An 11,577-nucleotide genomic window follows, 5' to 3' on the forward strand; every position below is an offset into this window, starting at 1 on the left:
CGGGCCCGCTTGCCGCTACGGGTCCCGTCGGCCGCAGCCGTCCGCCCCGCACGTCCCCAGCTCGAACCACACCGTCTTGCCCTGTCCGTCCTGGTGGCAGCCCCAGCGTCGGGCCAGCGCGTTCACCAGGAACATCCCGCGGCCGCTCTCCGAGGCGCCCGCCTGCAGCACCTGCGGAGTGCGGCGGCCGCCGTCCCGCACCTCGCAGCGCAGGACGCCGTGCGCGGCGGAGAGGGTGAGCCGGAAGCGGCTCGCGGAGTGCAGCAGGGCGTTGGTGGCCAGTTCGCTGACGAGGAGCTCGGCGACGTCCACCAGGTCGTCCCGGTCGGTCAGCCCCCAGACCTCCAGTTGTCTTCGGACCTCTGTGCGGGCCTCGCGGACGGCGGTCGGGCGGGGATCGTACTCCACGCTCGAATGCCCTGCCCGCAGGGGCGGTTGAGGGTACGCGGCGAACTGAGCGTCCGAGTCCGGGTGGGGGGTCCCGGAGAGATCCAGCATGGTTTCAGAGTGTCCTCCCCGGCGGCGCGGCAAACGGGGAGGACTACCTGTTTCCCTACCTGCGTACGGGCGAGCGGTTACCCGTACTGCAGCCGTACGGTCGTCCCCGTCCCGTCCTCACGGATGTCGACGTAGGCGCAGACCTGACGGGTGAACCACAGGCCCTGGTCCGGGTCCAGTTCGGGGACGGGCGGGGGGACGAAGCCGGCCAGCGGGTCGTCGAGGCGGCGGGGTGCGCGCAGCTCGCAGATGCAGGCGGGTGCCTCGCCCCACATCAGGGCGCCGGTCAGGAGGCCGAGGGCGGTGGCCGCAGCGGTGACCGCCTCCGTGAACAACTCGGCGTCCGCGGGCGCCAGTCCCCGGGCGGCCGCCCCTCGACGGACGGCCTCCGGGTACGGCTGGGTGAGCGGTTCCACGGTGGCCGGGGGCAACGGCAGCGGTACGGAGTCCAGTTCGGCCGCGAGCCGGACGGGGTCCTCGTAGACGGCGGTGTCGGGGTGGGCGCGGCGGGCCGCCTCGATGATGGCCGCACCGGCGGTGCGGGTGTCGTAGGCGCACAGGGCCGTCGCCGCCAGTGGTGCGAAGAGGAGGTTGGCGAGCGCCTCGTAGCGGATCCACTCGGTGGTCTCCCGGACGGAGCGTCCTGCGCGGCCGTTCCAGACGGGTTCCATGAGGAGGTGGATACGGCCGCCGGGCCCTGCGTGCGCGGCGAGGTAACCGGCCCCTTGGGCCACGGCGTTGGCGGCCGAGCCGGTGTACCACTCGGTGTGCGGGACGAAGGTGACGCTCTTCGTGTCACCGCCGAGGGCGTCGCGCAGCAGGTCCAGTTTGTCGGGGGCGGCGATGGCCACCGGCGGGGGTTCGCCGGGGGTGCCGAGGCCTTCGGCGAGGAACGGCAGCGCGGCGGCCACGAACTCGTCGTCCGCGCCGTACACGGCCATGCGGTGGTCGAACGGGGTGGGGGCGGGTGGTGTGCTGGTCATGGTTCTCCGCTCTGTGGGGGGTGTGGGCCGGGAGGGGGCTCAGTTCTGGGCGGTCACCCAGGCGGCGATCTGGCTGCGGTTGCTGAAGCCGAGTTTGCTGAGGATGCGTTCCACATGGCCTTCGGCGGTACGGCGGGCGATGACGAGGCGGTCGGCGATCTGCTGGTTGGCGAGGCCCTGGGCGACGAGTTCGGCGACCTCGGTCTCGCGACGGGTGAGGGTGCCGTCCTGCGGGGACCGGGAGCTGCGCCGGCCACTCGTCTCCCGTGCCGGTGCGGGGGGTTGGGGTTCCTCGTCCTCCGTCGCACAGGCGACGAGCTCCGCCAGTCCGAGGGCGCCTCCTTTCTCGTACGACCGCTCGAAGGCGACCCGCCCCAGGGCGTCCGACGCCCGCTCGCCGCTGTCGCGGCGGATGGCGCCCAGGTGGGTCGAGCCCCAGCGGTCCCGGTCGATGTCGGCCCAGGTGCGGTCGGCGCCGCCGAGCAGGGCGGCCGCGTGTTCGTGGGCGCCCGCCCGGGTCGCGATGTGGGCCAGCAGGTCCAGGGTGAGGGCCATGCCGGTGACATCGTTGACGGCGAGCTTGAGGCGCAGGGCCTCGCGGGCGTGCCGTCCGGCCGCGTCCCAGTCCTCCTTGACGGTGTGGGCGAGGGCCAGCATCCGCAGCACGTACGAGCGCACCCACTCCTCGCCGTGCTCCTCGCACAGCCGCAGGGCGCGCTCGCAGACCTCGACGGCGCGGTCGGCCTGGCCCAGGAAGCCCAGGGCGCAGGCGAGTTCGACCTGGTCGAGGCCGTGCAGGCTGAGGTGCTGGCCGGGGACGGGGCCGCGGGCGACGGAGGTCTCGAAGTGGTCGAGGGCGGCGGGCAGTTCGTTGCCGAACAGGCGGATGACGCCGATGACGTAGGCGGCGTGGGCGGCCTCGGCCCGGTCGCCGAGGTGCTCGGCCAGCGCCTGGGCCTCCCGTGCGCGGCGCAGGCCTCCGGTCATGTCCTGGGTGGCGCCCGCCAGGAGACCTGCCACCCACAGTCCGCGGGCCCGCTCGGCGGTCGGTTCGGGGTTGGCGTCGAGGGCCCGCTCCAGCCAGTAGCGGCCCTCGCGGGGCGCCCCGCAGGCGTGCCAGTAGAACCACAGGGTGCCCGCGAGGCGCAGGGCGGCGAGGCGTTCGCCGGGTGCCGTGAGGCTGAAGTCGAGGGCGGCGCGCAGGCTGTCCTGGTCGGCCCGCAGCCGGGCGACGATCTCCCGCTGCCCGGGCCCGAACCAGGCGCGTTCGCAGTCGGCGGCCCGGCGCTGCATCCAGTCGCGCTGACGGCGCCGGGTGGCGTCCTCCTCGCCCTCCAGCCGCCGCAGCCGGTCGAGGCCGTAGTGCCGGAGGGTGTCCAGCAGCCGGTAGCGGACCCCGTCCGGTCCCGTCTCCCGCCCCAGCACGGACTTGTCGACGAGTCCCGCGACCGCCTCCAGCACCTCCTGCGGCCGCACCTCCTCGCCGTCCGCGCACACCGCCTCCGCCGTCTCCAGGTCGAAGCCGCCGGGCAGGACGGAGGCCCGCGCCCACACCAACTGCTCCTCGGCGGTGCACAGTTCGTGGCTCCAGTCGACGGCGGCGCGCAGGGTCTGGTGGCGGGGCAGTGCCGCGCTGCTGCCGGCCGTGAGGAGGCGGTAGCGGTCGTCGAGGCGCTCCAGGAGCTGTTCGACGCCGAGGACCCGCAGGCGTACGGCGGCCAGCTCGATGGCGAGCGGAAGCCCGTCCAGGCGGCGGCACAGGCGGGCCACGGCGGCGCGGTTGCCGGCGGTCAGCCGGAAGCCGGGGACCACGGCGGCGGCACGGTCGGCGAAGAGGGCGAGGGCGGGGTAGCCGTCGGCGCCGGAGAGATCCCCGTCCGGATCGGGGACGGGTAACGGCCGTACCTCCATGAGGTGTTCCTCGGTGAGCGCGAGGCGGTGCCGGCTGGTGGCGAGGACACGGACGCCGGTGGTGCCGTGCAGCAGGGCGGCGGCGAGCTCGGCGCAGGCGGGCAGCAGGTGTTCGCAGTTGTCCAGGACGAGCAGCAGGCGCCGGTCCCGTACCTGCTCGACCAGGGCGTCCAGCGGGGGCTGCGCGGAGTGGTCGTGCAGGCCGAGCGCGTCGGCGGCGGCGAGCGGGACGAGCGCCGGATCGTGCAGTCCGGCCAGGTGCACGAAGCGCACACCGTCCGGGAAGGCCCGTTCCACACGGGCCGCGATGCGTGCGGCGAGGCGGGTCTTGCCCACGCCGCCCGGTCCGGTCAGCGTGACCAGGCGTGCCCTGGCGAGCAGTTCGCGGCCCTCGGTCTGTTCGCCGCGCCGGTCGACGAAGCTGGTGGTCTCGACCGGCAGGTGACGGTCCCGTCGCGGCGCTGATCCGCCCATGATCAGCCTCCCTGACTGCATTTCCCGGGGGCCGACCCCCGGACCCCCAGCAGAAAAGCAGGCTGGCCAGCGTGACCGGCTCGGACATCGCAAGGCGAACCTGAGTGAAGCGGAACCTCACTCTTCTCCGCAATCGGCATATATGCACGTTCCCCTCACACCCGCGAGTGCACTTCGCCGGACGGCGCCTGTGCGGGGGCGGCTGCGCGTACACTCCGGCCGGTTTTCGCTCTATTGACCTGTCCATGCCATTCCCTGACGATGGGCGACACCCGCACAGGTACCTCACAGGCACGTCGCACGAACCACCCCACCTCCCTAGGAGACTTCATGCGACTTCGGATACGAGGCTCGGGCGCCCGCGGCGGCAGACGCACCGCCGCGTTCGCCGCCCTGCTCGCCCTCGCCCTCGCGGCCCCCGTCTCGGCGACGGCCCACAGCGCCCACAAGGCGGCACCTTCGGCCGACGACATCCGCCAGTACGAGATCCACGTCGACCACAACACCCCCGTCACCCGTACCGCCATCGCCGCGGCCGGTGTGACCGTGGACGAGGCCGACGAGGAGACGGTGGTCGTCTCCGGACGCGCGGCGCAGATCAGCACACTCCGCCGGCAGGGCTACGACGTCTCACCGCTGGGCTCGGCGCCGGACCGCTCTTCCGGCTCGGACGGCGTACGGCTCTACGACTTCCCCTCGGCCGACTCGAAGTACCACAACTACGCCGAGATGAACACGGAGATCGACCAGCGGCTCGCTGCCTACCCGAACATCATGAGCAAGCGGGTGATCGGCAAGTCGTACCAGGGCCGGGACATCGTCGCCATCAAGGTCAGCGACAACGTGGCGACGGACGAGAACGAGCCGGAAGTGCTCTTCACCTTCCACCAGCACGCCCGTGAGCACCTGACGGTGGAGATGGCGCTGTATCTGCTGCGCGAGCTGGGCGCCGGTTACGGCACCGACTCCCGCATCACCAGCCTGGTGAACAGCCGCGAGATCTGGATCGTGCCGGACCTCAACCCGGACGGCGGCGAGTACGACATCGCGACCGGCTCGTACCGGTCCTGGCGCAAGAACCGGCAGCCCAACTCCGGCTCCTCGTACGTCGGTACGGACCTCAACCGGAACTGGAACTACAAGTGGGGCTGCTGCGGCGGCTCTTCGGGCTCCACCTCGTCCGAGACCTACCGCGGTGCCGCGGCCGAGTCCGCGCCCGAGGTGAAGGTGGTCGCCGACTTCGTACGCAGCCGGGTGGTCGGCGGCAAGCAGCAGATCACCGCCGGGATCGACTTCCACACCTACAGCGAGCTGGTGCTGTGGCCGTTCGGGTACACCTACTCGGACACCGCGACCGGGATGACGGCGGACGACGCCGCCGCCTTCAAGGCCGTGGGGCAGAAGATGGCGGCGAGCAACGGGTACACCGCCGAGCAGTCCAGTGACCTGTACATCACGGACGGGTCGATCGACGACTATCTCTGGGGCAGTCAGAAGATCTTCGACTACACCTTCGAGATGTATCCGACGTCCAGTTCCGCTGGCGGGTTCTACCCGCCCGACGAGGTCATCGAGCGGGAGACGTCACGGAACCGGGATGCGGTGCTGCAGTTGCTGGAGAACGCGGACTGTATGTACCGGTCCATCGGCAAGGCTGCCCAGTACTGCAGCTAGCGGCTAGTCGGCGTCCTCGGCCTCGGCCTCGGCGCCGTCCTCGAAGTAGGCGTCGAGGACCGCGTCCAGCCGTTCGTCCCACTCGCTGAACTGCGCCCTGGCCGTCGCCTCGATCTCGATCGGGTACCAGCGGCGGTCAGGGGTGTGGACGGTGATGGTGAACCGCTTGCCGAAGCGGGGCGTTTCGGTCTCCACGGCGCCGATCTCGTCCCAGCGGAACTCGCACTCCTGGTCGTCCAGGGCGAGCCGGACGCCCCTGTGATCGGCGACGATCCTGGCCCGCCGGTCGGAGGCCTCGAAGACGGGCCCGTCGGGGGCCTCTTCCTCGTCACCGTCCCCGGTGTCCTCGTCCTCCGCGGCCGGCTCCTGCTCCTCGGCCTCGGACTCGACGTCCTCGTCCTCGCGCTCGGCGGGCGCGGTGTCCTCCGCCTCGGCCTCCTCCGGCTTCTCGGAGACGGGTGAGGTGAGCCCGGGAATGAAGGCCGGGTCGAATCCGGCACCGGTCACGGGCTCGCCCTTCAGGGGCTGGCTGCTCGATCCTATGCGCTGCTCCACAGCGGGCAGTATGGTCGAAGATCCTGTGGCGGACACAGCCAGCCCCAACTTCGTTATGAGACGCCTACACGAACAGGCTCAGCACCGCCGCCACCACGAACCCGACCACCGACAGCACCGTCTCCAGCACCGTCCACGTCCTGAGGGTGTCCCGCTCGCTGATGCCGAAGTACTTGGCGACCATCCAGAAGCCTCCGTCGTTGACGTGCGAGGCGAAGATCGATCCTGCTGAGACGGCCATGATGACGAGGGCGACGAAGGCCTGGGAGTGGTGGCCCTCGGTGAGGAGGGGGGCGACGATTCCGGCTGTCGTGACGATCGCCACCGTTGCCGAGCCCTGGGCCACGCGCAGGACCACGGAGATCAGGTAGGCGAGGACGAGCACCGGCAGGCCCACGTCGTTGAAGGTGTCCGAGAGGGCCTGCGCGACACCGCTCGCCTTGAGGATCGCGCCGAAGACACCGCCCGCGCCGACCACCAGCAGGATGTTGCCCACCGGCTTCAGCGAGGCCGTCGAGACGGTCTCCAGGGACTTGCGGGACCAGCCGCGGCGGATGCCCAGCAGGTAGTACGCCAGCAGCAGTGCGATCGTCAGGGCCACGAACGGGTGGCCGAAGAACTCGATCACCGAGCGGCCGGTGGAGGGGTCCAGCGCGATGGAGGAGAAGGTGGCCGCGAGAATGAGGATCAGCGGGGTGCCGATGATGCCCAGCACCGTGCCCAGCGGCACCGGGTGCTCACGCGGCTCGACGCCCTGCTCCCGCTGCTCGTTGATGACGGCCAGTTTCGCCTCCGCCGCCGCCTCCACCATGTCCTGCGGTACGGCGACGAAGATGCGGCGGCCGATCCATGCGGAGAACGCCCAGGCGGCCAGTACCGCCGGGATGCCGCAGACGACGCCCATCAGGATGACCCAGCCGAGCTGTACGTGGAGCAGTCCGGCCGCGGCCACCGGGCCCGGGTGCGGGGGCAGGAACGCGTGCGTCATCGAGAGGCCGGCGAGGAGGGGCAGGCAGTAGAGCAGGATCGACTTGCCGGAGCGTTTGGCGGCGGCGTAGACGATGGGCGCGAGGACGAAGATGCCCACGTCGAAGAAGACCGGGATGCCGAAGATGAGGCCCGTCAGGCCCATCGCGAGCGGGGCCCGCTTCTCGCCGAACAGGCCCAGCAGGCGTGACGCCAGCACCTCCGCGCCGCCGCTGACTTCGAGGATCGCGCCGAGCATGGTGCCCAGGCCGATGATGATCGCGACATGGCCGAGGATGCCGCCCATGCCGGTCTCGAGGGTGGACACCGCGTCCGAACGCTGAACCGTGCCGAAGAGCTCGGTGACCGACAGGCCCGCCAGCAGCCCCACGGCTATGGAGACGGCGAGCAGGGCGACGAACGGCTGGAGCCTTACCTTGATGATCAGGAAGAGGAGCAGGGCGATACCGATGGCGGCGACGGTGAGGAGACCTGCCGTTCCGTCGATCAGGAGGAGCAGGCCTCCGGTGTGGGGTGGGGTCGTGGGGGCGGGGGCGGTTGCGGCGAGCGGGAAGGACATTGGGGGTCCTCTACGTAAGTGCATGAGCTTTCGGGCAGGGGGGATCGCGGCACGGCACCCCGCGAGGTGCCATGCCGTCCACGACGTGCGGGAGTTGAGGGGACGTCAGCCGAGTACGGCCAGCGCGTCGATCTCGATGAGGAGACCCGCGGGCAGACCGACGTAGACCGTCGTGCGCGCGGCGGGCGGCTGGGTGAGGCCCTGTTCCTCGAAGTAGGCGTTGTAGATGGCGTTCATCTCGGCGAAGTGGTCGACGTCCGTGAGGTAGACGCGGATCATCATCACGTCGTCCCAGCTCGCGCCGCCCTCCTCCAGGATCGCCTTGACGTTGGCGAGGGTCTGGAGGGTCTGTTCGCGCAGGGTCGGGCCGACGGGCGTGGGGGGCTTGCCCTCCTCGGCGGGCAGGAAGCCGACCTGCCCGGCGACCTGCAGGATGTTGCCCTTCTTGACGCCGTGGGAGAACTTCGCGGGCGGGGTGGTGTGGGTCTTGGGGGTGAGTGCGATCTTGTCGGTCATGCGGTGCCCTTCGTGCGCTTCATACGGTGTCCGTCACAGGCGTTCTTCCGGAGTACTCCCCGCTGATCGCGTCGGCCGTGCGGCGCACCAGGGGGAGCAGGGTGAGGAGCTCGTCGGCGGTGACGACGACGTTCGGCGCGGAGACCGACATGGCGGCGACGACCCGGCCGTCGGCACCGCGGATCGGTGCGGCGACGCAGTTGATGGACTCCTCGTGGCCGCCGAGGTCGGTGGCCCAGCCCTGTTCCCGCACCTTGTCCAACTCCCGCAGGAAAGCAGGGGCGTTGGGGGTGGAACGGGAGGTGTACATGGGGTAGTCGAGCTTGTCGGCGAGCGCCCGGCGCTCCCCTTCGGGCAGGTCGGCGAGGAGCAGTTTGGCCACCGCGGCGACGGTGATCGCGACCGGCTTGCCGATCCGTGAGTACATCCGGACCGGGTAGCGGCTCTCCACCTTGTCGATGTAGAGGACCTCGGACTCCTCGTACACGGCGAGATGGACGGTGTGCCCGCACTGCTCGTTGAGGCGTACGAGGTGGGGGTGGGCGATCTCGCGGATGTCCAGGTTCTCCATGGCCTCCTGGGCGAGGGCGATGAGGCGGGCGCCGAGGCGGTAGCGCTGGTCGGACTGGCGGTAGACCAGGCCGTGCTCGTGCAGTGTGCGCAGCAGGCGGAGGGCCGTGGACTTGTGCACGTCCAGGCGGTCGGCTACCTGGCCGAGGTCGGCGGGGCCCTCGGCGAGCAGCGGCAGGATGCTGAGCGCGCGGTCGACGGTCTGGCTCATGGGGTGCGTACCTCCTCCGGGGCCTGCTCGGCTCGGGTCCAGCCGGGGCCGAGTCGAAGTCTCCCCCACGCGTCGTCGTCGAGTGCGGCGAGGCGGTCGGCGTGGTGACGGGTGGGGGGTGGGGCCAGGTCGCCTTGGGCGGTGAGGGCGGCTGCCGCCGTGAGGTGGCCGTGGCGCAGACGTTCCCTCAAGGGGAGGTTGCGGAGGGTGGCGGAGAGGAACCCTGCGGCGAAGGCGTCTCCGGCGCCGGTGGTGGCTACGACGTCCACGGTCAGGGCGGGAACAAAGGTGCCCGGCGTGGGGGCTGGGCGCGGGGAGTTGTCGCTCGCCCGCGCTGACGGGGTGCCGCCTGTCTTTGGGTCGGGAGCCGCCCCAGCGGCACGACTGCCCGCAGGCTGAGGGGAGTGGCCGCCGGGCGGTTTTAGGGGCGCGGGGAACTGCGCGATCAGCCGACGACTGCCCGCGGGCGACACGAAAGCGGTGGCCCCCACGCTCCCTTGCTTCACCACCAGCACCCCCGGCTCCGGCAGCACCGCGCGAACCGCCTCCGGTCCGCCCGTCACCCCCCACGCCTCCTCCGCCTCGTCCTCCCCCACGAAGACGACGTCGGCGCCGCGCGCCAGTTCCAGCAGCACACCCGCCCCGTCGGCGTCCGGCCACAGGCCCGGCCTGTGGTTGACGTCGAAGGAGATCAGCGGGCGCCCGGCCCGCGGCGCGGTCAGCTCGCGCATCAACCCCAGGCACCCCTCCGACAACGCCGCCGTGATCCCCGACAGATGCAGCACCCGGCCCGCGCGCACCACGTCCAGATCCGTGTTGCCGACCGTCATCGCCGAGGCCGCGGAGCCGGTCCGGTAGTACGCCACCTCGTGGGCGGCGGTCGACCGGTCACCAGCCGTGCGGAAGTAGATGCCGGTCGGACGCGCCGGGTCCCGTCGTACGGCGGTGACGTCGACGCCGTACGCCCCGATCGCCTCGACGAGGTGGTCGCCGAACCCGTCGGCGCCGACCCTGCTCACCCAGCGCACGGAGTGCCCGGCGGCCGCGAGGGTGCAGGCCACATTGGATTCCGCGCCGCCGATGGCGCGGTCGAAGGAGGGGACGTCGGCGAGGCGGCCGGGACAGGAGGGCAGGAACGTGACCATGGACTCGCCGAGCGTGACGACATCGACGACCTCGACGGCACCGGAGCCGTCGGGGGCATTGCAAGGTCCGGTCGCGGTCACGATCGTCGTAACTCCTCGGTGGTCGGCGGGCGAGCGGATGGTCGTTGACCCCGCGTTGGCCGAGATGTTAGACAGCGGTGAGCGTTATATGCAATGGACGTTGCACGCACTGCAACACACCTGATCAGGGAGGCTCAATGGGCACGGAAGACCTCGCCCGGCTCGCGGGGGAACGCGTCGACCACCGGTTCAAGGGCCTCCCTCCGGACGCCGAAGGACTGACTGTGGGCGAGCTGGCCGCCCAGCGCCGCAACCTCTTCACCGGCGGCTTCGCGACCCCCGTCCTCGCCCTGTCGGCCGAGCGCCTGGAGCACAACCTCGCGCTGATGGAGACGTATGCGGCCCGCCACGGCCTGGCCTTCGCCCCGCACGGCAAGACCACCATGGCCCCCCAGCTGTTCCGGCAGCAGATCGAGCGCGGCGCCTGGGGCATCACCCTCGCGGTGCCGCACCAGGTGCGCGTGGCGCGGGCGTTCGGGACGCAGCGGGTCTTCCTCGCCAACGAGGTCGTCGACACCGCGGCCCTCCGCTGGATCTCGGCGGAGCTCGACGCCGATCCCGAGTTCCGTCTCGTCTGCTACGTCGACTCCGTGCGCGGGGTGGAGCTGATGGACGCAGCGCTGCAGGGGGGCTCCCGGCCGCTGGACGTCGTGATCGAGCTCGCGGCCGGCGAGGGAGCCCGTACCGGGGTCCGTACGGAGGCGGAGTGCGCGGCGGTCGCCGATGCCGTGGCCGGGACGGGGACGCTGCGGCTCGTCGGTGTCGCGGGCTATGAGGGCGAGGTCCCGCAGGCCGATCCGGAGCGGGTGCACGCCTGGCTGCGGCGGCTGGTCGCGCTGGCCGTGGACTTCGACAAGGCGGGGCGGTTCGCGGGCCTGGACGAGATCGTCGTGAGCGCGGGCGGCAGCGCCTGGTTCGACGCGGTGGCGGACGTGTTCGCCGAGATCCCCGAACTCTCGGCCCCGGTGCTGAAGTTGCTGCGCTCGGGCGCCTACGTCTCGCACGACGACGGCCACTACCGCAAGCTCACCCCCTTCAACCGGGTCCCGGAGGAGGGTGCCCTGGAGCCCGCCTTCCGTCTGTGGACCCAGGTCGTCTCCCGGCCCACCGCCGACCAGGCCTTCGTCAACGCGGGCAAGCGGGACGCGGCGTACGACCTCGACCTCCCCTTCGCCCAGGTCGTCCGGCGGGACGGCGTCGAGCGCCCGGCGACCGGTATCTCGGTGACCGCGCTGTCCGACCAGCACGCCTGGCTGCGGACGACGGAGGAGGCGGACCTGGAGGTCGGGGACTGGCTCGGCATGGGTCTCTCCCACCCGTGCACCTCATTCGACAAGTGGCAGCTGATCCCGGTGGCGGAGGCGGACGGCACGGTGGTCGACTACATCCGGACCTTCTTCTAGGAGGCAGTCC

General features: G+C 71.4%; 10 protein-coding genes. 2 read left to right on the forward strand and 8 right to left on the reverse strand.

Annotated features, from left to right (window positions below; genetic code table 11):
• Positions 1–15: 15 nt before the first annotated feature.
• The 3 genes from ACFY1E_RS16980 to ACFY1E_RS16990 all read right to left on the reverse strand — a co-directional run bounded on the left by ACFY1E_RS16980 (position 16) and on the right by ACFY1E_RS16990 (position 3,866).
• Positions 16–498 (reverse strand): ATP-binding protein, encoded by a 483-nt coding sequence (locus tag ACFY1E_RS16980; protein ID WP_389076413.1) that lies wholly within the window; start codon positions 496–498, stop codon positions 16–18.
• A gap of 77 nt (positions 499–575) precedes the next feature.
• Complete coding sequence (locus ACFY1E_RS16985; RefSeq protein WP_389076415.1) at positions 576–1,481, reverse strand: anti-sigma factor RsbA family regulatory protein; 906 nt, start codon at positions 1,479–1,481, stop codon at positions 576–578.
• Positions 1,482–1,520: 39 nt separating this feature from the next.
• Positions 1,521–3,866, reverse strand: coding sequence for an ATP-binding protein (locus ACFY1E_RS16990; RefSeq protein ID WP_389076417.1), 2,346 nt, complete (start codon positions 3,864–3,866; stop codon positions 1,521–1,523).
• 330 nt (positions 3,867–4,196) lie between these two features.
• On the opposite strand from ACFY1E_RS16990, the gene ACFY1E_RS16995 reads away from it, so the two are divergent.
• Positions 4,197–5,540 (forward strand): M14 family metallopeptidase, encoded by a 1,344-nt coding sequence (locus ACFY1E_RS16995; RefSeq protein ID WP_389076418.1) that lies wholly within the window; start codon positions 4,197–4,199, stop codon positions 5,538–5,540.
• Positions 5,541–5,543: 3 nt separating this feature from the next.
• Here ACFY1E_RS16995 and ACFY1E_RS17000 read toward each other — a convergent pair whose 3' ends face one another.
• The 5 genes from ACFY1E_RS17000 to ACFY1E_RS17020 form a co-directional block, all read right to left on the reverse strand.
• Entirely contained in the window at positions 5,544–6,095 is a 552-nt protein-coding gene (locus ACFY1E_RS17000; protein WP_389076420.1) for a hypothetical protein, read from the reverse strand.
• A gap of 64 nt (positions 6,096–6,159) precedes the next feature.
• Positions 6,160–7,641, reverse strand: coding sequence for a GntP family permease (locus ACFY1E_RS17005; protein ID WP_389076422.1), 1,482 nt, complete (start codon positions 7,639–7,641; stop codon positions 6,160–6,162).
• A gap of 105 nt (positions 7,642–7,746) precedes the next feature.
• Positions 7,747–8,157, reverse strand: coding sequence for a RidA family protein (locus ACFY1E_RS17010; RefSeq protein ID WP_389076424.1), 411 nt, complete (start codon positions 8,155–8,157; stop codon positions 7,747–7,749).
• Positions 8,158–8,176: 19 nt separating this feature from the next.
• Positions 8,177–8,938 (reverse strand): IclR family transcriptional regulator, encoded by a 762-nt coding sequence (locus ACFY1E_RS17015; RefSeq protein ID WP_389076426.1) that lies wholly within the window; start codon positions 8,936–8,938, stop codon positions 8,177–8,179.
• Positions 8,935–10,164, reverse strand: a complete 1,230-nt coding sequence (locus tag ACFY1E_RS17020) for a sugar kinase (protein WP_389076428.1) — start codon at positions 10,162–10,164, stop codon at positions 8,935–8,937. Before ACFY1E_RS17020 ends, ACFY1E_RS17015 begins: the two co-directional genes overlap by 4 nt.
• Before the next feature lie 137 nt (positions 10,165–10,301).
• Between ACFY1E_RS17020 and ACFY1E_RS17025 the strand changes: the two genes are divergently transcribed.
• A complete protein-coding gene (locus ACFY1E_RS17025) occupies positions 10,302–11,567 on the forward strand; it encodes an amino acid deaminase (RefSeq protein WP_389076429.1) in 1,266 nt (421 codons plus the stop codon).
• The last annotated feature ends 10 nt before the right edge of the window (positions 11,568–11,577 follow it).

The organism is Streptomyces sp. NPDC001604 (genome assembly GCF_042893475.1).
GTDB lineage: Bacteria > Actinomycetota > Actinomycetes > Streptomycetales > Streptomycetaceae > Streptomyces.

Excerpts from the sequence above, each read along its gene's own strand:
- ACFY1E_RS16985 (WP_389076415.1), bottom strand. The coding sequence starts at position 1,481 with ATGACCAGCACACCACCCGCCCCCACCCCGTTCGACCACCGCATGGCC.
- ACFY1E_RS17005 (WP_389076422.1), bottom strand. The coding sequence starts at position 7,641 with ATGTCCTTCCCGCTCGCCGCAACCGCCCCCGCCCCCACGACCCCACCC.
- ACFY1E_RS17015 (WP_389076426.1), bottom strand. The coding sequence starts at position 8,938 with ATGAGCCAGACCGTCGACCGCGCGCTCAGCATCCTGCCGCTGCTCGCC.
- ACFY1E_RS16990 (WP_389076417.1), bottom strand. The coding sequence starts at position 3,866 with ATGGGCGGATCAGCGCCGCGACGGGACCGTCACCTGCCGGTCGAGACC.
- ACFY1E_RS16995 (WP_389076418.1), top strand. The coding sequence starts at position 4,197 with ATGCGACTTCGGATACGAGGCTCGGGCGCCCGCGGCGGCAGACGCACC.
- ACFY1E_RS17025 (WP_389076429.1), top strand. The coding sequence starts at position 10,302 with ATGGGCACGGAAGACCTCGCCCGGCTCGCGGGGGAACGCGTCGACCAC.
- ACFY1E_RS16980 (WP_389076413.1), bottom strand. The coding sequence starts at position 498 with ATGCTGGATCTCTCCGGGACCCCCCACCCGGACTCGGACGCTCAGTTC.
- ACFY1E_RS17010 (WP_389076424.1), bottom strand. The coding sequence starts at position 8,157 with ATGACCGACAAGATCGCACTCACCCCCAAGACCCACACCACCCCGCCC.